This is a genomic window from uncultured Desulfobulbus sp. (genome assembly GCF_963662935.2).
Lineage (GTDB): Bacteria > Desulfobacterota > Desulfobulbia > Desulfobulbales > Desulfobulbaceae > Desulfobulbus.
The window spans coordinates 2419613-2442615 of sequence record NZ_CAXXTL010000002.1 but is presented as its reverse complement, the minus strand read 5'-3'; the positions used below and the strand labels follow the sequence as shown (position 1 = coordinate 2442615).

General features: G+C 55.2%; 19 protein-coding genes. 2 read left to right on the top strand and 17 right to left on the bottom strand.

Features of this window, described 5'->3' with window-relative positions:
- Positions 1-3 precede the first annotated feature (3 nt).
- The 14 genes from mraY to recN form a co-directional block, all read right to left on the bottom strand.
- Entirely contained in the window at positions 4-1083 is a 1080-nt protein-coding gene (gene mraY, locus ACHZCX_RS15070; protein WP_319588026.1) for a phospho-N-acetylmuramoyl-pentapeptide-transferase, read from the bottom strand.
- A 15-nt stretch (positions 1084-1098) separates the two neighbouring features.
- Positions 1099-4116, bottom strand: coding sequence for a UDP-N-acetylmuramoyl-L-alanyl-D-glutamate--2,6-diaminopimelate ligase (locus ACHZCX_RS15065; RefSeq protein WP_319588025.1), 3018 nt, complete (start codon positions 4114-4116; stop codon positions 1099-1101).
- A gap of 13 nt (positions 4117-4129) precedes the next feature.
- Positions 4130-5953: a PASTA domain-containing protein gene (locus tag ACHZCX_RS15060; protein WP_319588024.1), complete on the bottom strand. Its 1824-nt coding sequence runs from the start codon at positions 5951-5953 to the stop codon at positions 4130-4132.
- A 7-nt stretch (positions 5954-5960) separates the two neighbouring features.
- Positions 5961-6206 (bottom strand): hypothetical protein, encoded by a 246-nt coding sequence (locus ACHZCX_RS15055; RefSeq protein WP_394708797.1) that lies wholly within the window; start codon positions 6204-6206, stop codon positions 5961-5963.
- Between the two features lie 177 nt (positions 6207-6383).
- Positions 6384-7277, bottom strand: a complete 894-nt coding sequence (gene rsmH / locus ACHZCX_RS15050) for a 16S rRNA (cytosine(1402)-N(4))-methyltransferase RsmH (protein ID WP_319588022.1) — start codon at positions 7275-7277, stop codon at positions 6384-6386.
- A 13-nt stretch (positions 7278-7290) separates the two neighbouring features.
- Entirely contained in the window at positions 7291-7743 is a 453-nt protein-coding gene (mraZ, locus tag ACHZCX_RS15045; RefSeq protein WP_319588021.1) for a division/cell wall cluster transcriptional repressor MraZ, read from the bottom strand.
- Between the two features lie 426 nt (positions 7744-8169).
- On the bottom strand, positions 8170-9237 hold the full coding sequence (ruvB, locus tag ACHZCX_RS15040; protein WP_319588020.1) for a Holliday junction branch migration DNA helicase RuvB: 1068 nt from the start codon (positions 9235-9237) through the stop codon (positions 8170-8172).
- Positions 9238-9271: 34 nt separating this feature from the next.
- Positions 9272-9898 carry a Holliday junction branch migration protein RuvA gene (gene ruvA / locus ACHZCX_RS15035; RefSeq protein ID WP_319588019.1) on the bottom strand — a complete coding sequence of 209 codons (627 nt, stop codon included), beginning with the start codon at positions 9896-9898 and terminating at the stop codon, positions 9272-9274.
- A gap of 56 nt (positions 9899-9954) precedes the next feature.
- Positions 9955-10449, bottom strand: coding sequence for a crossover junction endodeoxyribonuclease RuvC (ruvC, locus tag ACHZCX_RS15030; RefSeq protein ID WP_319588018.1), 495 nt, complete (start codon positions 10447-10449; stop codon positions 9955-9957).
- A gap of 22 nt (positions 10450-10471) precedes the next feature.
- Positions 10472-11221, bottom strand: a complete 750-nt coding sequence (locus ACHZCX_RS15025) for a YebC/PmpR family DNA-binding transcriptional regulator (protein WP_319588017.1) — start codon at positions 11219-11221, stop codon at positions 10472-10474.
- Positions 11222-11269: 48 nt separating this feature from the next.
- Positions 11270-11872 (bottom strand): RlmE family RNA methyltransferase, encoded by a 603-nt coding sequence (locus ACHZCX_RS15020; protein WP_319588016.1) that lies wholly within the window; start codon positions 11870-11872, stop codon positions 11270-11272.
- Between the two features lie 21 nt (positions 11873-11893).
- On the bottom strand, positions 11894-13399 hold the full coding sequence (locus ACHZCX_RS15015; protein WP_319588015.1) for an HDIG domain-containing metalloprotein: 1506 nt from the start codon (positions 13397-13399) through the stop codon (positions 11894-11896).
- Positions 13400-13402: 3 nt separating this feature from the next.
- Complete coding sequence (locus tag ACHZCX_RS15010) at positions 13403-14446, bottom strand: thiamine biosynthesis protein (protein WP_319588014.1); 1044 nt, start codon at positions 14444-14446, stop codon at positions 13403-13405.
- Entirely contained in the window at positions 14443-16137 is a 1695-nt protein-coding gene (gene recN, locus ACHZCX_RS15005) for a DNA repair protein RecN (protein WP_319588013.1), read from the bottom strand. The genes ACHZCX_RS15010 and recN overlap by 4 nt, the downstream gene beginning before the upstream one ends.
- Before the next feature lie 117 nt (positions 16138-16254).
- On the opposite strand from recN, the gene ACHZCX_RS15000 reads away from it, so the two are divergent.
- Together ACHZCX_RS15000 and gspF are read left to right on the top strand one after the other, a co-directional pair.
- Positions 16255-16767: a metal-dependent transcriptional regulator gene (locus ACHZCX_RS15000; protein WP_319588012.1), complete on the top strand. Its 513-nt coding sequence runs from the start codon at positions 16255-16257 to the stop codon at positions 16765-16767.
- A gap of 120 nt (positions 16768-16887) precedes the next feature.
- Positions 16888-18117, top strand: a complete 1230-nt coding sequence (gene gspF, locus ACHZCX_RS14995; RefSeq protein WP_319588011.1) for a type II secretion system inner membrane protein GspF — start codon at positions 16888-16890, stop codon at positions 18115-18117.
- On the opposite strand, the gene gspE is transcribed toward gspF, so the two are convergent.
- From gspE to ACHZCX_RS14980, 3 genes are all read right to left on the bottom strand, one after another.
- On the bottom strand, positions 18110-19801 hold the full coding sequence (gspE, locus tag ACHZCX_RS14990) for a type II secretion system ATPase GspE (protein WP_319588010.1): 1692 nt from the start codon (positions 19799-19801) through the stop codon (positions 18110-18112). The genes gspF and gspE overlap by 8 nt on opposite strands.
- A 68-nt stretch (positions 19802-19869) precedes the next feature.
- Positions 19870-22140 carry a type II secretion system secretin GspD gene (gspD, locus tag ACHZCX_RS14985; RefSeq protein WP_319588009.1) on the bottom strand — a complete coding sequence of 757 codons (2271 nt, stop codon included), beginning with the start codon at positions 22138-22140 and terminating at the stop codon, positions 19870-19872.
- 93 nt (positions 22141-22233) lie between these two features.
- Positions 22234-23001 (bottom strand): type II secretion system protein N, encoded by a 768-nt coding sequence (locus ACHZCX_RS14980; protein WP_319588008.1) that lies wholly within the window; start codon positions 22999-23001, stop codon positions 22234-22236.
- Between the last annotated feature and the right edge of the window lie 2 nt (positions 23002-23003).

The window sequence follows — 23003 nt, the reverse complement described above, 5'->3', positions numbered from 1 at the left end:
GTCTTATCTCAGCTTGAGGGTTGCCAGGGCAATCAGGCCCAGAATAATGGAGATAATCCAGAAACGGACCACCACCTTCGGTTCCAACCAGCCTTTCTTCTCAAAATGATGGTGAAAAGGTGCCATGAGAAAAATCCGCCGCCCACCGCTCATTTTGAAATACCCCACCTGGAGGATGACGGAAAGAGCCTCCATCACAAAAATGCCACCGACAATCACCAGGAGGAATTCCTGCTTGGTGATGATCGAAACCACACCCAGGGTGCCCCCCAGGGAAAGTGAGCCGACGTCACCCATGAAGATCTCGGCCGGGTAGCAGTTAAACCACAGAAAACCGAGACAAGCGCCGACAATGGCGCCGCAATATATAGTGACCTCACCGGCGCCGGGCACAAAGGGGATCTGCAGATAACTGGCGACAACAGCATTACCGGCAATATACGAAAAAATGAGATAGGTCGAGGCGGTGATCACAATCGGCCCGGCAGCCAGCCCGTCCAAGCCATCGGTGAGATTGACCGCATTGGAAGCACCGACGATCACCAGTATGGCAAAGGGCAAGTACCACCACCCCAGATCGGGATGAAACGATTTGAAAAAAGGGAAGCTGAGGATACCGTCGTGACCACGGGTCAGGAGCAGAAACACACCGACCACCGCCGACCCGATCACCTGGAGCACCAGTTTTTCCCGGGCGCTCAAGCCTCTTGAATTCCCCTTATGGATCTTTTTGATGTCGTCGGCCGAACCGATGCAGCCAAAAAACAAACTAATGCCGATCAACAACCAGACCAGGCTGCTGCGCAAATCGGTCCACAACAGCGCGGACACAGTCATGGCGAAGAGGATCAACACCCCGCCCATGGTCGGCACCCCTTTCTTGGCAAAGTGCGTTTCCGGTCCATCGTCCCGAATCACCTGACCGATCTGCCTTTTTTGCAGCCAGGCGATGAAGCGGGGGCCAATGATCACCAGGATGAGAAAGGCGGTCACCGCGCTGCCGATGGAGCGGAAGGTAATATAACGGAAAACGTTGAGCCAGCTCAACTCCGTATGAAAGGGGTATAAAAGATTATAGAACATGGTTTTGCTGTATGCTTACTTTCCTGTTTTCAACCGTTGCTCCAGCTCATCAAGAAGCTGTTCCATACGCATGCCGCGCGATCCTTTAATCAAAAGCCAATCGCCCTTACCCAAACTGCTGTCTGCCAGCATCCGGCAAAGTCCGTCGGCCATAGCCCGGGGGTTCTGAAAGATCTGAACATTTTCCGGCTTCATGCCACCTGCCAAGGCAGCTTGAGCTGCATGCACCATTTGGGCACCTGTGAGGAGAAGGTGGTCATAGCCCAAGCTGGCAGCCAACGTGCCGATCCCAGAATGCAAATTCGTCGACGACGGTCCCAATTCAAGCATGTCGCCTAAGGCGGCCACGCGGCGACAGTTCACGCCGAAACTGGCAACGGTGCGCAAACCGGCAGCCATCGAGGCCGGGTTGGCGTTGTAGGCGTCATTGACTACCTTCAATCCTCCAGGAAGTTCACTGATTGCCAACCGCTTGTCCACCGAGGGCGCATACTGCTGCAATCCCTGGGCAATAATCTCAGAGCCGATGTCAGCGGCATGGGCAATAGCGGCGGCGGCCGCACAGTTGCCGACATTGTGGCTGCCAAAAACGGGCACAGCGATCCGGCGGCACCATTTCCCGATATGCAGGGTGAACCGCATGCCCAGCTCGCCCCTATTTTCCTGGCGGGTGACTCGAACCAAAGGATTCTGCTTCCGGCCGGATGGCGTGACCGCAAAACCGATTTGGTTCCCGCCTGCTTTTTTGGCCAGCGCTCGAACTTGGGGGTCATCGCAATTCACCACCCGGACCGCCTCAGGTCGCATCCCGGCAAAAAGCTCGCCCTTGGCCGCTGCTACCCCAGCAAGATTGCCCAATCCCTGCAGATGGGCGGGGTGAACATTGTTGATGCAGCCAATGTCGGGATCAACAATCTCGGTCAGCCGAGCAATCTCGCCGGGAACATTCATGCCTATCTCCAGAATGGCCAGTCGGTGTCCGGCCTCCAGCGGCAAAAGCGAGAGGGGCACCCCGACAAGATTGTTGAAATTTCCCTTGGTTTTCAAAAGCGGATCAATGCCGGTGTGGACCTCCCGCAGGGCCTCGGCAAAAATGCCGGCAACCATCTCCTTAACCGTGGTTTTGCCTGAACTGCCGGTAACGGTAGCCACCTTGACCTCGCTACCGAGAAGCCGACGGCGATAAGCGGCCAGGTCACCGAGGGCCTGAAGACTGTTGTCGACCTGGATATACAGAACGCCCTCGCGGTACTCTGACGGCATCTGCTCGGCGATGACCACCGCTGCACCGCGATCTGCGGCGGCATCAATGTACTGATGCCCATCGAAGGTTTCGCCGCTGAGGGCAACGAAAATGTCGTTGGCGGTCAATTTCCTCGAATCGGTCGAGATCTCATTAAAAACTGATCGCTGCCTGCCCGACTTTACCTTGCCGCCCGTGGCCGCCAGCAGATGGTGTTCGTTCCAGTGCGCAAGTCCGTTAATTGCCTCTAAACGATCATCAAAAAAATGTTTAACCGTGCCAATGATCTGGTAGTTCTCATGCCCCTTGCCAGCAATGAGCAGGCTGTCTCCCGGACCAGCCAAGCTGCAGGCAGCGGCAATAGCCTTTCTCCGATCGCTGATCACCGTGTACCCGTCGAGCGGCGCTGCACCAGTCAATAACTCCTCAACAGGATGAACATTTTTACCGTTGGCGGCAACACCTGCAACGATCTCCTCGAGAATGGCCTGCGGATTTTCGGTGCGCGGATTATCGGAAGTAACGATCACAACATCTGCAAGGCGGGCGGCAATGGCCCCCATTTGTGGCCGCTTGCCGCGATCACGATCTCCGCCGCAGCCAAAAACACAGATAAGCCGGCGGCTCGCCAGTTCCTTCAATGTTTTCAGCACATTTTCCAAAGCATCGGGCGTATGAGCATAATCGACAAAGACCGCCGGTCCCATTGAGAAAAGCCCTGCCGAAAGCCTCACTCGTTCCAAGCGGCCGGGGACTCGCCCTACTTGGGCCAGCCCCTCTCGAATCCGGTCATTGGACAAGCCAAGCCCTAAACCGACGCCGGCGGCGGCCAGGACATTGAGGACGTTGAAACCACCGGTCAACGGCGAGGCGAACGCCGTCCCCTCACCCCGGAGATTGAGGGTACAGCCGAATCCTTCCACGGCTTGCATGATCGCATCTCCACTCACCTCGCACTTCGCCGAAACGCCGCAGCGGATCAGTGAATCTTTGGTGATCGACCGACAGATTGCCTCACCCCAATCAACGCCCTCGGCATGCGGGCCAATGACCACCACCGCGGTGCCCTTTGGCTTGAGATGAGACTGGAACAACTGCTGCTTGGCCGCAAAATACTGTTCCATGGTCTGATGGTAGTCAAGATGGTCGCGACTCAGGTTAGTGAACAGCGCCACATCAAAACAGGTTTGCCCCAGCCGCTTTTGCTGCAAAGCGTGGGACGAGACCTCAATGATCACATGGGTTACGCCCTCGTCCGCCATAGTGCGAAACAGGCTCTGCAAGGTGACCGGGTCCGGGGTGGTCAGCGGTGCCTCCTGAAGAATGTGCAAACCATCGCGGCCATGATACCGGTAAGTAATAGTACCAATCACTCCCGGCCGATACCCAGCGGCTACCAGCATGCCCTCAATCAACCAACTGCAGGTAGTCTTGCCATTCGTTCCGGTAATGCCGATCAATTGCATCTTTTTGGCGGGATACCCATACCAGGCGGCCGCCAACTCGCTGATCGCCTCATGACAATCAGGGGCATGTATAACCGGTACGGCAAGCTCTTCCACTTCCTTTTGTTGCTCCACCACAACCGCCAGGCAGCCCTTTTTAATCGCATCCGCAATAAACAAGCGGCCGTCGGTCTTCTCCCCCTGGACAGCAACAAAAAGACTCCCCGGAATCACTTGTCGTGAATCAGAGGTAACCGCTGTGACACCCTTTTCCAGGACCGCCTCGGTCAGTCGACCGGCGTCGAGGGAGGGTATAAACTGGAGGAGTTGTGCCAGGGTAATCATAGCCTTGACCCGATCATTTGGATTCCAGGGTGAGCATGCATTCGTCAACTCCGATCAACGATTGCCCGGGAAGCGGATACTGGGCAATAATTCGACCGCTGCCGTTGATATTCACTTTCATCTTGTACTTATCAATCTGCTGCAATCCTTTACGCAGGCTCATACCCCGCATTTTAGGCATAAGGGGTATCGGTTCGTTGGCCTTGCCCGGAGCTTCCCGAAAACTCAACCGTTTGCTGATAAACAACTGCCGCAAATTTTCCTTGCTTCGCTCCGGCGGCCTATCCGCCAAGCCTTCCGGTGATTGACTTTTGACAAACACAGAAAGTAACTCCTTACCCATGGCCTCCAAGGCTGCCTTGCCGCTTCCTTTTTCACTCGACAGGGGATACAAATGGTCCCGTTCAACCGCCATCAGTAAAAAATATTTCGGCTGTTTTGCCGGTGCCATGCCAACAAACAACTCCTGCATGGAGTACTGAGAAAATTCCTTCTCCTTCCGCATTTGCACATGATCGGCGGTGAAAACGATCATGTTTTCCTGTTCTAAAAGCCAGTTGGTGAACAAGTCTCGGCGGATTTTCACTCCCAAGGCCGGGTCAAGCACATGAATTTTTTCAGTGGCCTCATTGTGACGACTATACCGCTTGGCTGTATTGTGATCGTAAAGAGAATCGATCACATAGGGTGTTATCCGCCAGCCTCCATTCACCAAGCTTGCCAAAGTCACGCCTACCTGCACCCCGGTGACAACCGGCTGGGCATCCGCTTGATCCGGTACCCCTGGACCCGATTCCCAATTACCGAAAACCGAACCATACAGTTGAATCTGCTGTTCAAAAGCATCGATCTTTTCCCCGGAAAATCCATAGTTCGGGGCAGCCACGGTTGGTGGAAGAAGGGCGGGGCCATCCAACCCTTCGCGCTCAATGGCGGCAGCCCTTGCCAGGATAGGACGGATCAAATCCTTATTGAGCACATGGTTGTAAATGCGATTGACCCGGTTACTCTCACTGGCCTTCCAAAAATAATTAGGATTGAAAGAAGGTTGGTTCACCAAAGCGAGAATACGGCCGCTTCCCGGCTCTATCAGCAGGCCCATGCCTTTTTCCGCCCCTTGGGTCGCTAGATACCCGCGAAATCGGTTTTCCAACTGCTTTTGCAGATCGACGTCCAGGGTGAGAATAAGATCTGTCTCAGTCGCCCCCAAACTCTCCTGCCCTTGAAAATCAATATCCGGAATATTACTCTTCCGGAACCCGCCCGCCTGCAGGACCGTGTCGTATTTGCCCTCCACCCCGGCTAGGCCGACACCGTCTCCCATGAAACCTAGTACATGCGAGGCAGTGGTATGCCCGGGATAAAACCGGATTTCATCAGCCTTACACGACACTCCCTTGAGTTGCAGCGCATTGATCTGCGCGGCCTGCTTCTCATCGATGTCCTCCGCTAAAACCAAGGAATCTTGCGAATTTTTTAGCCGAGTTTCGACATTCCCCGGCTTATCGCCGATAAACCGAGCCAGCTCCTCTGCCGTCTTGCGCCGGTCGCCGACCTCCGCTGGGTTGACCTGCAGGGAGAACAACCGATAGGACACCGCCAACTCCCGCCATTTCCGATCATAAACGGTTCCCCTTAAAACAGGTTCAGCGGGCGTTTGGCCCGCTGAATGAGTGGAAATTTTGCCGACAGCAGACTGTAGTATCCTGCCGATATCCTGGAGGGAGGGGTGGATTCTATACAGAACGGCGCCAGCTGCTGTCAGCAAAATAACAAAGAAAAGTAAAGGGATTGGCCATCGTCTTTTATTCTTTTTTGACCGGAGGGATTTTATCATCGCCCAATTACATCCGACGCACCTGCCCTTTATCGGGTTCAAACAGGTTTAATTTGGTCGCGGCAAGAGCCGCCACTTGTGTTTTTGAAGCGAGCTGAGCACGCCCGGCCAACAACCGAACATTCTCAGTGGCCGTGCTCGTATTTTTTGCCCGCAACTGTTCAGCCCTGGCACGCATATCTGCTATTTGCCCATGGAAAAATTGGGTCAACCCCAGGCCCGTCACCACGGTCACCGCCAACAATGCGGCCATAACTTTCCCTTGTCCGGTTAAAAGGTTCAGGGTGAACCGGGGCTGAGTCTGTTTTTTTTCCTTATTTGAAAACGTTTGTTGCCGGGGTTTGTATGTTCGGACACTCACATTTGGCGCCATTTCCAATTCTCCTATTTTCCTTGCCCCTGCTCTCCGAAATGGTTTTCGGAAAACACGCTACACTCTTTCCGCTACCCGAAGCTTTGCGCTTCTCGCCCTCGGATTCCGTTCTATCTCTGCCGGCAAAGATGCAATCGGCCGTTTGCAGAGCACCTTGTACGCCGCATTCTGCTGAAAGACCTGTTTCACTATTCGGTCCTCCAGAGAATGGAAGGTGATGATGCAGATCCTCGCACCTTTGTTCAGCACCTCCGGCGCCGTGGCCAGCAGCCTCGTCAGGTTGTCGAGTTCACCGTTCACCGCGATCCGCAACGCTTGGAACACTTTTGTGGCAACATGCACTTTTTGCGGATGATACTTCCGGGGAATGGCCTCGGCCACAATCGCTGCCAGTCTCGCCGTGGTGTCTATAGGTTGTTCTTGCCGTGCCTGGACGAGAAAGCGTGCTATTCTCCGGGCTTGCCACTCCTCGCCGTAATGGTAAAAAACATCGGCCAACTGTTCCTCGGAAAGCCTGGCCACCAGCGACGCGGCGGTCACAGGACCGCGACGGTCCATACGCATATCCAAGGCACTCTCGGTACGAAAACTGAATCCCCGATCCGCCTGATCGAGCTGCAACGAGGAGACTCCGAGGTCGGCCACCAAACCATCAATGCCTCTCACCCCCATCTTGCCGAGTTCCGAAACCAGATCGGCATAGGAGGCTCGCACCACATGAACCCGCTCGGAATAGCCAGCCAAACGATCGGCCGCCTTTCCGGCCGCATCCTCATCCCATTCAAACCCGATGAGCCGTCCTGTTGGCGCCGACTTTTCCAGTACAGCCAGGGCATGTCCACCCAGCCCCAAGGTTCCGTCCACATAGAGCCCCCCCGGCCTCGGTTGCATCCACTCAAGAACCTCGTCCTGCAACACCGGGGTATGAATCGCACATTGATCTTGCGACATACGGCCTTATGGACTACAAAATTCCTAGATTAGCGAGACCGTCCCTGAAGTCGCCGAAGTTCTGGCGAGTATTCCTGGTCTCTTCATCCCATGCACTCTTATCCCATATCTCAAAATGCCGGAGCATACCGACCACGGCCACATCCTTTTCAATACCCATGCCTGCCCTCAATGTGGGCGGCAGAAGGATGCGCCCCTGTTTGTCCACGGGACATTCGTTGACACCGGCGATGACGTACCGGACAAACCGGGCGAAATCAGGTTGATTTTCCCCCCGGGCCAGCAACTTTTCTTCAAGAGCTTCCCACTCGGCGACCGGATAGGCGCGAAGACTTTTTTCCCAGTGGGTGACAATCAACATTTCGGAGTTGTATTGCTCCCGAAGCACGTCACGGAACCGGGTCGGTATGTTCAACCGCCCCTTTGGGTCAAGACTATGTTCCGAGTGACTCCGAAATCGCTGCACAGCACTCCTTTTCCCTTAACCCAACCCGAAACGAGCCAGCCCACCACTTTCAACCCCTTTAAACCACTTTCCACCACTCTATGACTCATTAGTATACGAACCAGGCACGAGAGTCAAGGAAAAATAGAGTAAAGACAACGGGTGAAAACCGCCCAGACCCGCCGCGGAAAAACTTACAACTTATTGTTGCATTTAAGATACATACAAGAAGAGGGACTGCCGAGAAACCCTCGCGAAAGACCCGATCCGGAGTAAACAGCTCCTAAGACACGGGACAAGGCAACGTGCTGAATGAATTGCGTGGATAATCAAAGCGTGGATGAAAATCAAAGCCCTTTAAAATTCTCCATCAATAGGTTTCCGGGGGCGTGATGCCGCGATGGAACCGTTGAAACCGGAGAAGAAAAATAGAAGAGGAGGGGCTATTCAGGATTTATTACCGGAAAGGTCAAATACGATTGCTTGCTGCAGGGGACTGGAATGAATCGGTAACTGAAGGTGCTCATAAGCGGCGACGGTGGCCATGCGGCCCCGTGGGGTGCGAATTAAAAAACCGGACTGGATGAGAAAGGGCTCATAGACATCCTCAAGGGTGTTTTTTTCCTCACAGACCGCTGTCGACAGGGTTTCCAAGCCGATGGGACCACCCTGGAACTTCTCGATCAGGGTCAGCAGGATTCTTCGATCCATCTCGTCCAGGCCGAGCGGGTCGACATTGAGCATGGTGAGCGCCTCGTCGGCTACGGTCCGGGAAACAACTGGGTGCCCGCCGACCTCCGAATAATCGCGGACACGGCGCAGCAACCGGTTGGCAATCCGGGGCGTGCCCCGGGAGCGCCGCCCCAGTTCCATGGCTCCATCAGCATCAATTTCCATTCTGAACAATCGAGCTGTTCGCTGAATAATCGTCACCAGTTGCTCCGGACTATAATACTCAAGACGAAGCATAACGCCAAACCGGTCGCGCAATGGAGGCGTCAGCAACCCTGTCCTGGTTGTTGCCCCCACCAGGGTGAAACGTGGCAGATCCATCTTCACAGATCGGGCCCCCGGGCCCTGACCGATGACCAGATCAAGCTGGAAATCTTCCATGGCCGGATACAAAATTTCCTCCACCACATGATTAAGCCGGTGGATTTCATCGATAAACAGGACATCCCCGGCTTGCAAACTGGTAAGAATAGCGGCCAAGTCACCCGGACGCTCGATCACCGGACCCGAGGTGACTTTGATGCCGGCCCCCATTTCATTGGCAATGATGTAGGCCAGCGTCGTCTTGCCCAGCCCGGGAAAGCCGTGAAATAACACATGATCCAAGGGTTCGCCCCGTTGCAGGGCCGCCTGAATGAAAATCCGCAGGCTCTGCTTCACCTGGTCCTGGCCGATATAGTCATCCAACCGGCGCGGCCGGATCTCACTCCCTACCTGGAGATCCTCCGGTTGCGCCCCTCCGGCGATCAAACGTTTCCCGGTCAGATTCTCTTCGTGTTTCATCGTGCCCTTTTCCCGTTTAGTCTCATTGCAGGCATTATCTAGCTGCCAGAGATCGCAGGGCCAACCGAATCAGATCCTCAACCCGGAGAGACTCCGATCCCTCGGGAAGTTGCTGCTCGACCACACGCAAGGCCTGCCAGGCCATAGCCTGGGGGTATCCGAGGTTGACTAAGGCGGAAACGGCATCGGCTATCGCATTGGGTTCACCGATCGGTGCCGATGCATGCATACCGGCCCCTTCTGCCATGAAATCGCTCAGACCGCCAACCTTTTCCGCCAACTCCACACAGAGGCGCTGAGCCGTCTTTTTGCCGATTCCCGGCAAGGCCATCAGCCGCGACACATCTTTCATCGTCAGCGCCCTACACAGCTCCTCCACACCAATGCCCGAAAGAATGGTCAGGGCCAGTTTTGGCCCGATACCGGAAACCGTGACCAGCAGGAGGAAGAGGTCTTTCTCGTCTTTTTTACTGAAGCCAAAAAGAATGATCGCATCTTCACGGACCACCGTCTGCACAAAAAGAAAACAGGCGTGCCCGGTTTCCGGCAAAGCGTCGTAGGTTCGCCCGGAGATAAACGCCTCATACCCCACCCCTCCCACATCAAGAATAACGGCATTGGGGCTTTTAGCTAAAACCAGACCACTGAGGGAGGCAATCATCGACGAGAGGAGGCAGGAGGCATAGTAGTTTGGCGAGAAAGGTTACTGTTTTCAGACTAAATCCGGGTGGCAAGTTCCGAGTGAAAGGCGGCATGGTGGGCATGGCAAATGGCTACAGCCAAAGCGTCGGCAGCATCCTCCGAAGGAATCGAATCCAGCCCCAGCAGGGACCGCACCATGTGCTGCACCTGCCCTTTTTCTGCCTGCCCGTACCCAGCCACCGACTGTTTCACTTTGCGGGCGGTGTAATCATACACCGCCAAATTATTATGCAGAGCCGCGACCACCGCCGCACCCCGAGCGTGCCCGAGCTTGAGGGCCGAGCGTGGGTTACGGTTAATGAAAATATCCTCAACTGCGGCCACTTCGGGGGTGTGCACGCTGATCACCTCGCACAAATCCTGAAAAATAATCAGCAAACGCCGCGAGAAATCAGTTTCTCCAGCCGTGCGTATGGTACCGCAGGTGACAAACCCGATTTCATGGCCGCAGGTGGCGATCACCCCGTAGCCGGTGATCCGCGATCCGGGATCAATGCCTAAAATACGCATCCGCGAACACGGAAGACGATGTTCAGGACAAGAGCTCCATCAGCTCGTCGGCAATGTCGAAGTTGGCGTGCACCTTCTGGACATCGTCGTGATCCTCAAGATTTTCCAGCAAACGCAACAAAGAACGCGCGGTTTTTTCCTCGGTTACCTCAATGCTGGTTCTGGGCACCATGGAGAGAGTGGCCTCGGAAAACTTGACTTTACCTTTTTCCAACTGATCGACCACATCGTTGAAGGACTCTGGGGCAGTGATGATCTGAAAGCTGTCCTCCTCTTCCACCACATCTTCCGCGCCGGCCTCCAGCGCCAGATCCATCAGCTCATCTTCGGCCATGCCTTCTTTCTCGACCGATAGAGTTCCCTTCTTGTCGAACATCCAGGCCACACAGCCGGACTCGCCGAGGTTGCCGCCGCTCTTGGCAAAAAAGTGACGGATATCGGCCACGGTTCTATTCTTATTGTCGGTCATGGTCTCGACCAGCACCGCTACCCCACCCGGCCCATAGCCCTCATAGAGGATCTCTTCATAGATCGCGCCGCCAAGGTCGCCGGTCCCTTTTTTGATGGCCCGATCGATATTGTCTTTGGGCATATTTTCGCCCTTGGCCGCCGTAACGGCGCTGCGCAGACGAGGATTACCGTCTATATCGCCGCCGCCCATCCTGGCAGCAATGGTGATTTCCTTGATCAGTTTGGTAAAGATCTTGCCGCGCTTGGCGTCATTGGCCCCTTTCTTGCGCTTGATCGTGCTCCACTTCGAATGTCCCGACACGGTCTGACTCCTTCAATTGATAATTTCGTCCAATTCCTGGTGTACAAATCATTTCGCCCGGCGAAAACCCCGGCCCAGTACAAAGACTTCCCGGCTTTCCAGACGCGAACTTTTGGGTTTCACCACCTTAACGGTTGCAAACAAGGGTTTACATTCCTGCAGGAATTCGGGGAAATCCTCTCCCTGAAAGACCTTGCAGTATAAGGTTCCGTTTTCATGCAAAAACAATGCGGCCAAATCAAGAACCCGCCGCACCAGAGCAAGCGATTGCTGATGATCGGCATACTGGCTGCCTGTAGTACGGGGCGCCATATCACTGAGCACCACATGAAAGCCTGGCCAGTGGCTCTTCAGATAATCAACAAACTCCGCCGAATAGACATCATAACAGAGCCAATGGATTTCGGCATGGGGTTTTTGCAGAGCGATATCGGTGCGCTGGAGATCGGCAGCCACCACTAGCCCGTTCTCGCCGAGAAGGCCGGCGGTATACATGCTCCAACTGCCGGGATGGCAGCCCAGATCAAGCACTCGCTGGCCGCTCTTCAAGAACTTATATTTCAGTTGGGCCTCTTCCAGTTTGTAGACAGACCGGGCCGGATATTTTTCTTTCTTCGCTTTTTTAAAATAATAATCCTGCTCGTCGCGCATCTGCCTCTCCCTTGAATTCGTTCAGGACTCAACGGAAATATCCGTCACTATTTTTTTTGCCAGCCGCATGGCGCCGTTAACATCGTCCACTTCACCCGTCATTTGGGCCTCCTCGACCGCAGCAAGGATCTTTTTGAAAACAGGACCAGGCTGAAGATGCAGAACCTCGATCAAATCCCTGCCCGTCAGCAGCGGCACAGCAGCCTGCACCGGAGCAACGCGCTCACTTCGGATCTGTTCCAACTGACGATACAACTCGGCTAACTCTCCTTCCATGCCCTCAAGCCGCTCGACGCCCTGTCCGGCCAGGCTGTCGGCCATGGCCAGCAAAAAAAGCCCCGGCAGCTCGCCACCGGCCTGACGAATCATCCGGATAGCGGCCCGTGAGGAAAGATTGCCGGCGCGAGCAACATTGGCCAGATGAAAGGGCCGCATGTGCCCCGCAATCAGGCGGCCAACCGACGCCCTTTCTTCATTGCTCCAGCGCAGCCGCAAGGCAAAGGCGTTGAACATCCGGGCCCCGATCAGGTCATGATTGTAGAAGGTGATGCGGTCCCCTTTATCTGCTCGCAGGGCAAAGGTGGCAGGTTTGCCGAGGTCGTGCAACAGAGCGGCCCACTTCAGACGCCGAGGCTGGCGCGTCCCTGCGAGGTAGGCGGCCATTCTCTCCCCCATTTCGGGGAAATACCTGGAGGGCTCCGCGATGATCCGCTCCATCTGCCGTAAGGTCTCCAAATTGTGGAGCCAGACATCCAAGTGATGACTTTTGGGCTGCTCCATGCCGACCCCGGCAGCCAGTTCGGGAATCATCTGCCACAGCAACCCGCTCTCGGCCATCAATCGTATGGCGCCATGGACATCGGGGGCGGCCACAATACAATCCAGTTCGTAGGCTATCCGCTCGGGAGCAACTTGAGTTATCAGTCTGCAATGTTGGTGCACCAGGCCAAAGGTGGCGGCCTCCACGGCAAACTCTAGGGTGGCGGCAAAACGAAAGACGCGCAAAAGACGCAGCGGGTCGCTGGTGAAACTCTCCGCGCTCGCCACCCGGATGAGGCCATGCCTTAGATCAGCAAGGCCTCCGGTGGGATCAATCAGCGGTACCTCGACCTCGTCATCCGCTCGCGGCCGATTCAGCCACGGGTCGAGCCGCAAGGCCAGGGCGTTGACGCTCAGGTCCCGACGAATCAGATCTTCGGCTATCGTTCTGGCCCCTTGACGAAACGAGGAGAAATCGATAGTCGTCCGTCGACAGACCACCCGGGCCGCATCCTCCTCACGGCCAAGGGGTACCAGGGCACCACCGGTCAAGACAGCCAATTTGCCAGCCCAGACCCTGGCCCTTTCTGGCATGGTCAGGTCAATGTCCGCCGGGACTTTCCCCAGTAACAGATCGCGGACCACGCCACCGGCAAGATAGAGCTCGCCGCCCAGTTCACGATGCAAAAGGGTCAATTGCCGCCGTAACCATGACGGCAAGACCCGCAAAACCTGCCGATTGCTCAGGGCATTGGCCACTGCATGCACGGGCTAAATCCGCCAGGGGTCACATTCAGCTTCAGCCAGGGGAGCAAACCATCCCTTTTCGCAACTGGTCCCCTTATCTATCATCACTTCAGCTTCCATAAGCACCCCATCGATCTTCTTGCCATAACGGATCACCAGGCCGGCCAGCTGACGGACAATCGCCGCCTCCCGATCTGAACCGGCCACCTGTTGCCGAGCACGGCGGAGAAGACCGAGCGGACCAGGCCGAGTGGTCATCCGCAGCAGCCAGTCATCCAGGCCCCGCAGGGTTTCGAGAAGCGTGTTTTCCCGTTCGTCCCGTCCAAGGATAAACCAGATGTCGTCGGCAAGCTTGAATTGGCGGCCGGCAGCCAGCAACCGGAGATCAGCAACGGCGTACTCCTCGCCAAAGGAAAAAAGCCCGTTGTAGAAATGTTTGATCCGCGAGGCCAGGTTGGGGTCGGTGAGCATGCAACCGCCCGCGGGGGTGGGATACTTTGTAATACCCAATTGTGCTGCCAGCAACTTCTGCTGCTTGCGGCCCCGGCCGGAAAACGCATGGAGTTGCTCCCGGTCAACCACGCCTTCCAGCTCCGCCTGGGTCGGAAGCATCAGCTTGGCACTGAGCGGCCGCAGGAGAAGGCCGGTACACCCGGAATCGCGCTCGATTACCCGCAGGGTATCCCGTCGCTGGGACATCGGCCGTTGCCCTAAAACCTCCCCGGTAACCAGGAAGGAAGCACCATAGACCGGCATCAATTCACGGGCCCGGTTCAGCATCAGGATCTTGCAGTCGATGCAGGGATTGAAATACCGACCAAAGCCATGGGCAGGATTTTCCAACAGGCGCACATACCCCTCACTGACATCAACAACCACCACCTCCAGCCCGTATTGCTGCCGCATGGCTTCCGCGTATTGGGTGGGCCGAGTCAGCAACTCGCTGTCAAAAAAGGGGGTGACGAATTTAAGTGCCACAACCCGCACACCCTGATCGGCAATCACCCGGCAGGCGAGAATCGAATCGAGACCGCCTGAAAAAAGCCCCAACGCTACCTGGTTCGTCATGCCGATCTTCTTTTGCCCCGGCGCTCGACCAGCTCACCGGCAAGGGCCAATGTTTGAGCCGTCGGATGATCACCGCCCAGCATCCGCGCCAGTTCGGCCACCTGCTCTTCCTGCTGGAGCAGATTAATGACGGTCCGCGTGCGTCCGTCTTCCACCCGTTTTTCCACCTTGAAATGCAGGTCCGCACAAGCGGCAATCTGCGGCAGATGGGTGATGCACACCACCTGATGATGCCCGGCCAATTCGCTGATCTTCCCGGCCACGGCTTCGGCTGCCTGGCCGCCGATTCCGGCGTCGACCTCATCGAAAATCACCGTGTCGACCTGATCCCGGCGGGCCAGCAAACATTTCATTGCCAGCATCAATCGTGACAACTCACCACCGGAGACGATCTTCACCAAAGGTTTCGCAGGCTCTCCAGGATTGGCGGAAAAAAGAAACTCGACCAGGTCTCGTCCGGTGCTATGGATTCCGTCTAACCCGAGCCCCTCCGGCTCGGTCACTGCCACGCGAAAAACAGCCTGGGGAAAACTGAGGGAGGCCAATTCCCTTTCCATGCTGTTCTCCAGTTTACTTGCAGCCTCCCGGCGGGCCAGGGTCAAGTCGGCAGCCTTGAGCAAGGCCTCGGTGGAGATTTCCTCCACCTTGACTTCCGCCCGGGCAATCTCCTCTTCCAAGCTCTCCAGCAATGCCAGGGTGGACTCAGCCTTTTCGGCAAAGGCGATCACCTCGTCGAGCGTCGGCCCGTATTTGCGCTGCAGCTGTTTCAATTCGGTCAATCGCTCGGAAAGATTGTCGAGCCGGACAGGATCCATGGAAATCGCATCAAGATATTTCCGCAGACCGCCGGCCAGGTCCTCTAATTCGAATCCGGCGGAGGTGATTCGCTCGGCCAGCGGACCAAGACTACCGTCGAGAGAGGCCGCCTGTTCCAAATTTTTTCTACTCTCAACCAAGGTACCGTTCACCAGGTCGGTTAGTTGCCGACTAGAAGCGCTCACCAGACGGCGCAGCGTATCCGCGGACTTGAGCTGCTCACGCTCACGTAACAGTTGCTCGTCCTCGCCCGCCACCGGGTTACACTTGCGGATCTCTGCGAGCTGGAAGCGGAGAAAATCGCGCTGCTGTTCCTTGTCCTGCTCTTTCTCCTGCAATTGCCGCAGCTCCGAGGAGGCCTGTTGCCAACGATGAAAGAGCTTGGTGAACTGCTGCCGCAACCCCCGGAGTTCACCGTAAGCGTCAAGATAATCAAGGTGACTGCGGACATTGAGCAGTTGCTGGTGATCATGCTGGCTGGCAATGTTGATCAACCCCGCGGTCAACTCCCCGGACAGACGGGTGGTGACTGATTGATCGTTGACATACGCCCTGGATCGCCCCTCCCGGGTTAGGACACGACGGACAATGCACGTCATCCCATCCTTGAGGGAATGCTCACTGAGCAAACTATTCATTTCGGCATGATCGGGGCGGATGGCGAACACCGCTTCAATCCCCGCCTGCTCGCAGTCGTTGCGCACCCAGGAGGCTGCACCTCTACCACCGGTCAGCAGATTGATGGCCTGCAAGATGATGGATTTCCCGGCGCCGGTCTCACCGGTCAGAACGATCAGCCCGGTTTTCTGGGCCGAAAGATCGAGATGAAGGGCGTCGATCAGGGCCAGATTTTGTACTCGAAGTTCCTGCAACATGGTTTTTTTTACCGTTTAAACGCCGAACGCGAGCGGCGACATTCTTCTTGACGCCAAGGGTGCAAGAATGTATCGTGCTGAAGATACATGTAAAAATAAGCAAACGGGAGTTTTGAGATGACTGATCCGCAACAGCTCAGCGCCAGCCTTGAAGACTATATCGAGGCCATATACCATATCATCACCGCGAAACAAGTGGCCCGGGGCAAGGACATCACCGCCCGCCTCGCCGTGAGCGGCGCTTCGGTCACAGAGGCCCTACGAGCCCTGTCGCGCAGAGGATTGATCAATTACGCACCTTATGAAGTCATCACCCTGACCAGCGAAGGACGCGAAATCGCCGAGGATGTCATCCGCCGGCACAACTCGCTGAAACAATTTTTTACCGATGTTCTTGCCATTGAGGAAGCTCTTGCCGAAGAAGGCGCATGCAAGATTGAACACACCGCCCCGCCGGAAATCATTAACCGTATGGTCGACTTTATCAAATTTTTAGAAGTCTGCCCCCGGGGCGGCAAGGATCTGATCACCGGTTTTGCCAACTTCTGCCAACGAGGCCAGACCGCCAGTAACTGCGCCACCTGTGTCTCCCACTGCCTGGATGGACAAATGGGGAAACGCCTCGGCTGAAAACAGAGCTTGCGGGAGAAGGCACGGCCAGCTCAACCCGTCGCTCTCAAGCTTTTCATATTAGCATAACCCACAGCAGGTGCAAAGGGATACCTCTTTCCCTGTAAGGTGAAGCCACAGATGCCAGTCTATGAATATACAGCCCTGAGCAGTTCGGGCAAAAAGCTGAAGGGGGTCATTGACGCGGATTCATTGACCGCAGCTCGGCAGAAAATTCGCGGCCTTGGCCATTACCCGGTGGATCTCAAGGAAACCTCAAGCAAGCCCTCCACGATAAAAACGTCCCTGTTCTCAAAGCAGCTGACCCTGGGAAAGAGCATCAAGCAGCAGGAGGTGCATATTGCCACCCGGCAACTGGCCACCCTGCTCGGAGCCGGCATCTCCTTGATCCCCGCCCTCAACGGCCTGATCGAACAAACGGACAACCGTTCATTCAAAACTGTTCTCGCCCAGATCAAGGATGCCGTCAACGAAGGCAATTCCCTGACGTCAGCTCTCACCGATCACCCCCGGCTTTTCTCAAAAATCTACGTCAACATGGTCCGCGCCGGCGAAGCCTCGGGTTCGCTGGATGTGGTGCTCGAACGGCTGGCGGAATTCGGCGAAAATCAGCACGCAATCGGCTCCCGCATCAAGGCAGCCCTGCTCTACCCTCTGTTCATGGCCATTGTCGGCGTCGTCGTCCTGTTTCTCCTGATCACCTTCATTGTGCCCAGTATCACCGGGGTCTTTGAAGGTACCAAACAGGCATTACCGTTACCGACGATTATCCTCATCGCCATCAGTGCGCTGCTTAAACAATTCTGGTGGGCAGTGCTGTTTGTCGTCCTGGGGGCCATAGCCGGAGCTCGCTGGTACATCGGCACCCCGGCCGGCAGGCAACGCTGGGACGGACTCAAGCTGTCGGCACCGGGATTCCGCGATCTCACTATCAAAACCGCTTCGGCCCGTTTCAGCCGCACCCTGGCCAGCCTCCTCCAATCCGGCGTTCCCCTGATCACCTCACTGCAGATCGTCAAAAATATCGTCGACAATGTCCTCTTGGCCGACCTGATTAATAATGCCTGTGATGAACTGGAAAAGGGATCAAGCCTGTCGCATTTTTTCAAGGGAAACGAATGGTTCCCGCCAATGCTGGTGCAAATGATGGCGGTCGGGGAACAGAGCGGCACCCTGGACAAGATGCTCGCCAAGGCGGCAGACAGTTATGAAAAGGAGTTGGAGAGCAAAATCTTGGCTCTGACCTCAATGATCGAGCCGGTAATGATCCTCACCATGGGGGTGGTGGTCAGCTTCATCGTCGTCTCGATCCTACTGCCCATCTTTGAAATGAACCAACTGATCAGGTAACCCGGAAGACCTCTTCCAGAGTGGTCAACCCGGCCAGCACCTTGCGCAGGCCGTCCTGGCGCAAGGTCATCATGCCCGTCGCCAGAGAGGAAAGCGCCTGCTTCTTGATCTGGCCGGCATCCGAGGTGCTCAAAATCAGACTCTTCATTGCCGGCGTCAGACTCATTAACTCGAAAATCCCGATCCTTCCCTTGTAGCCGGTTTGCAAACAAAGGCCACAACCAATGCCCCGATACAATTCCCTATTGGCAAACTTGATCGGCGACAATCCCACCCTTTCCAAGTAGGCATTGGACGGCACATAGGCTTCCCGGCAATGCGGACAGATTTTCCGTACTAATCGTTGAGCCAAGATGGCATTGACCGCCGAGCTAACCAGAAAGGGTTCCACGCCCATGTCAATCAGGCGGGTAATCGCGCTGGCCGCATCGTTGGTGTGCAGGGTGGAAAAAACCAGATGACCGGTGAGGGCTGACTGAATCGCAATTTGAGCGGTTTCCAGATCGCGGATCTCGCCCACCAGGATCACATCCGGGTCCTGACGGACGATGGTCCGCAGGCCGGTGGAGAAGGTGAGTCCGATCTTGGAGTTAACCTGCACCTGACTGATACCCTGCATCTGGTACTCGATCGGATCCTCAACAGTGATAATATTGATATCAGAATTATTGATAAGGCCCAAGGCCGAATAGAGGGTCGTTGTCTTGCCGCTGCCGGTTGGACCGGTAACCAGAATGATCCCGTGCGGGGCTTTGATCATCTTGAGAAAATGATTCAAATCTTCCCTGGAGAATCCCAAATCCTCCAGCGGCACAAGTGAACTCGACTTGTCCAAGAGTCGCATGACCACGCGCTCGCCGAAAGAGGTTGGCAGGGTCGAAACCCGAATATCAATATTCTTGTCGGCAATCCTGATCTCGATCCGGCCGTCCTGCGGCAACCGCTTTTCGGCGATATCCATCTTGGCCATGATCTTGACCCGCGAGATCAGCTTGCCCTGCACATGGCGAGGTGGTGAATACATGTCGTAGAGAATGCCGTCGACCCGTTTGCGGATCTTGACCCTATCTTTGTAGGATTCAATATGGATGTCGCTGGCATTGTCACGCACCGCCTGGGAGAGGACCAGGTTCACCAGCTTGATCACCGGGGCGTCGCTGGTGTCATCGAGCAGATCAGAGGTTTCCTCGATCTCGGAAAGGATACTTTCCGGATTCTCCTCATCCACATCCTGCATGACCTGATCGGCAACCTCCTGCCGGGTCATGTCGTACGCTGAATTGATGGCGACAAAAATCTCGTTCTGGGAAGCCAGGACCGTCTTGATCCCTTCCCACTGGAGCAACCGCTGCAGGTCATCCAACTGCTGAAAGAAAAACGGCTCAGCCACGGCAATGTACGATTCCGCTGGCGTGGCGATGGGAATCATCTTGAATTTCTTAAGAAATCCGATGGGGACGCGGGGGACAAAGAAGGGTTCGAAATCAACCGGCAGTGTATACACAACCTCCAAACCACACTGCACGCTACGGGCGCTCAACAGATCGCTTTCTGTGATCTTGCGAAGCTGGATCAGTATTTCTCCAATCCGCCCCCCTTTTTCCTGCTGCAGGGCAAGGGCCGCCTCAATGCTTCCGGCGGCCACACCAAAGGTATCCTGGAGGATTTCACCTAAGAGACGCATTTGTCAGATCCTCGGATCAATTGGGGCAGCATCATTGAGCTCTCTTTTCCGCAACCGTCACCTCCATTTCACAAACTCGATCCCTTGCCGAGTTGCAGGCGCTTCAGCCCAGCGCGCGCAAGCGCCTTCAATGGGTCTTCCTCCGCCTGCCCCTCTTTCCCTTTTCCAGCTTTTCCTTTCCCGTCGCCATTGGCGGAAGGCAGGGCCAATATCCGACGATAGAGGGTTTCGGCCTCTGCTTTTTTCCCTTCCCGTTCGCAAACCGTGGCCAGATTAAGCAGGGCAGAACCGTTATTGGGATCGATCTTCAGTGCTTGGTTGAAATACTCCCTAGCGCCGACAAGCTCATTCTTCTGCAGCTTGGCAAACCCGATATCCGCCAGTGCTACGCTGTTCTCCGGGTTAGCAACGGGGTGAAAGTATTGATCGGCGGCATCGCCAGGATTTCTGTGGACGCCTTCCATTACATCCCGTTTTTTCTGATACAAATCAGCAAGCTCAGCTGAACTCTCGACGATATGCGGGGTAATAAAAATATAGAGGTTGGTCTTTTCCTGCGTGTTGCTGTGCGACTTGAATAACCAGCCCAGAACGGGGATATCGCCAAGCAATGGCACTTTGTATTCTCCAGTGGTGGTGTCCTGACCGATCATTCCGCCGATCACTACTGTCTGCTCGTTATGCACTACTACGGTGGTGTCTGCTGTCCGTGTGAAGGTCGTGGGTGTGCCGGTCGCCGCGCCAGCTTTGAGTTTAATCACCTCAACGCCAATCTCTAAGCGCACCACTTCTGCCTGATTGACCTGAGGGGTGATGGTCAAGCTGGTGGCCACATCTTTGTATTCATAGTTGGTATAATCCTGCTGGGTTGTGGTAGTGTTCTTGCTGGTGATATAGGGTACATTCTCACCGACTTTGATCGTGGCTTTTTTATTGTCGGTGGTTAAGATTTGCGGAGTGGCGATGACATTTATGTCATCATCACTTTTATAGGCATTGACCACAGCGCCAAGATTAGGAAAGGTAACATCGCCGATTTTTATACCCTTTTTAAGAACTCCCAAGGCAAAACCCGCAGGTAATTGTCCTGGGTCGGTTGTCATATTGGTCAAATTGTCATAGGCCGCGGCGCCTGCCTTACCACTAAAGCCGCCGATTACGGACCCATCGCCATCAGCCCATTGCACGCCAATGGCAAAATCTTTTGTGACCTTGACCTCCATGATCAAAGCCTCTAGGTAAACCATCCGCCGCGGGATATCGAGTTTTTTCACGACATCTGCAACCGCCTCATATTCCTCGCGCGGTCCGGTGACAATCAACACATTGGTTGCCGAATCAGCAACAATTTTTACATCCTTGGATATAGCAGGCATCGACGGCGAAGCAGCACCGGCAGCGCCCGTCCCTTTACTCCCTGCCGCATCATTGGGCAGATTCATCAACACCTTAACCAATTCTTCGGCATTGGCGTGCTGCAGGTAAATCACCCGCAGATTGCCGTCCTTTCTGGGCGCATCCTCGTCCAGCTTAGCCACGAGTGCCCGAACTCGCTGTACTGAGGCTTTGGACGCCATGACAATCAGGGAGTTGGTCCGCTCAAAGGGAATAATCTTAACCAGTTCCGGACGGACCCCCTTCTGCGCCGGAGTGGCGACAAACAATTGACTGATTGCCTTGGAGAGGCTTTCTGCTGACGTGCGTTGCAGCGGAATAATGACCATCTCTTCACCATCTGTAGGCACATCCACAGCCCTAATAATCTCGAGTAAGCGAGAAATGTTCGAGTTAAAATCAGTGAGAATAAGCATGCCCGAACCGGCATGGGAGATCAGCACACTGGTTTTTGAAGCCAGGGGGGTCAGGAGATTTTTGACTTCTTCGGCATTGGCATACTTGAGAGAAATAATTTGGGTAACCACCCTATCTTCCCCTGAAGACGGCTCACCCTCATGCAAGGTGGCAATATTTTTCGATCGCGCCACAACCGAAGGCACGACCTTAATGACGGAACCGCTGGGTATGGCGGCAAAACCATGGACCTCCAGCACAGATTCAAAAACCCGATAGGCATCATCCTCGGAGATGCGGGTCGGCGAGATGATAGTCACCTTACCTTTCACTTCCCGGTCGACAATGAAATTTTTCTGTGTCAGTTCACTGATGTATTTAATGAACAGGTTGATATCAACATCGTTAAAATCGATGGTAACAAAGCGCTGTGCACTTCCACCCTGCTGCACCACCTTCGGACTGGCGGCAAAAAGCGGCGGCATGAAAAAAAGCAGGGGCAAAAGAGCGACCAACAGGGTACGGACAAAAAAAAGGGACTTTCTCATAATCATTCACATAGAAAAGGAGCAGCCGATTCGTCGCCACTCATCCAGAGTTATTTTCCTGCTCGAACTGTTGCCGACAACAACATCCTCAGCCTATTGTCCCTGTTGTTCCGCACCTTTTTCCATCTTTGCATCGGGAAGAGGTGCTTCATCGTCGGGCATAGGTTGGTTTTCGGCCATTTCAGCCGGTCTCTCTTCCGGTGACGGGCTGGCCGGGTTTTCGGCTCCCGGAGCTGCCGGGGCTGCATTGCGAAAACTGATACGCCTCCGGGGCTGGGCCTCGGGCACCTTGTTTTCAACCTCCCTGCCCGGCGGACGCAAGGTTTTGCCCGCCGCCTTGCTTTCCATTCGTGGTGCCCCATTCTGACCCTGATTTTCGTTCTCGGGATCCTTAATGGTGAGAATTTCCTCACGGCCATTCAATTGCAACACCACCTTGCCCCTACTGATTCTACTAATGACCGCTCCCTGCAGTTCGCTTCCTGCCTGATAGAGGTCTTCAAGCTTTGTTGTTTCGTCACGAATGATGGCTCGGGCATCATCCTTGCCTCCGGTCACCGTGCCGAGCAGCACCAAATGCAGTTTGGTTTCTGCCAGATCGTCCAAATCAGCTTGCGATGATCCCCCCGAGTGGTCACTCGTTTCAAGAGCGGCCTTAAAAATATTCCTGGTCAGAATAATCCGATAATCTTCTTCGGCAGCCACAGGCTGACTCTCTTCCTGCACCGGAGTTGCGACACGTTCCTTTTGTTCTGCGGGTTGCGGCCCTTGAAGCCGCTCTTCGATCCGGCTATACCAAAGGCTAACCCCGGCATAAACTAGAAGAGCGATGACCGCTAGGCGGAGCACAGTGGATGTCACGA

Coding starts and splice junctions, on each gene's coding strand:
- mraY (WP_319588026.1), bottom strand. CDS start 1,083: ATGTTCTATAATCTTTTATACCCCTTTCATACGGAGTTGAGCTGGCTC.
- ACHZCX_RS15065 (WP_319588025.1), bottom strand. CDS start 4,116: ATGATTACCCTGGCACAACTCCTCCAGTTTATACCCTCCCTCGACGCC.
- ACHZCX_RS15060 (WP_319588024.1), bottom strand. CDS start 5,953: ATGATAAAATCCCTCCGGTCAAAAAAGAATAAAAGACGATGGCCAATC.
- ACHZCX_RS15055 (WP_394708797.1), bottom strand. CDS start 6,206: ATGGCCGCATTGTTGGCGGTGACCGTGGTGACGGGCCTGGGGTTGACC.
- rsmH (WP_319588022.1), bottom strand. CDS start 7,277: ATGTCGCAAGATCAATGTGCGATTCATACCCCGGTGTTGCAGGACGAG.
- ruvB (WP_319588020.1), bottom strand. CDS start 9,237: ATGAAACACGAAGAGAATCTGACCGGGAAACGTTTGATCGCCGGAGGG.
- ruvA (WP_319588019.1), bottom strand. CDS start 9,898: ATGATTGCCTCCCTCAGTGGTCTGGTTTTAGCTAAAAGCCCCAATGCC.
- ruvC (WP_319588018.1), bottom strand. CDS start 10,449: ATGCGTATTTTAGGCATTGATCCCGGATCGCGGATCACCGGCTACGGG.
- ACHZCX_RS15020 (WP_319588016.1), bottom strand. CDS start 11,872: ATGCGCGACGAGCAGGATTATTATTTTAAAAAAGCGAAGAAAGAAAAA.
- ACHZCX_RS15010 (WP_319588014.1), bottom strand. CDS start 14,446: ATGACGAACCAGGTAGCGTTGGGGCTTTTTTCAGGCGGTCTCGATTCG.
- recN (WP_319588013.1), bottom strand. CDS start 16,137: ATGTTGCAGGAACTTCGAGTACAAAATCTGGCCCTGATCGACGCCCTT.
- ACHZCX_RS15000 (WP_319588012.1), top strand. CDS start 16,255: ATGACTGATCCGCAACAGCTCAGCGCCAGCCTTGAAGACTATATCGAG.
- gspF (WP_319588011.1), top strand. CDS start 16,888: ATGCCAGTCTATGAATATACAGCCCTGAGCAGTTCGGGCAAAAAGCTG.
- gspE (WP_319588010.1), bottom strand. CDS start 19,801: ATGCGTCTCTTAGGTGAAATCCTCCAGGATACCTTTGGTGTGGCCGCC.
- gspD (WP_319588009.1), bottom strand. CDS start 22,140: ATGAGAAAGTCCCTTTTTTTTGTCCGTACCCTGTTGGTCGCTCTTTTG.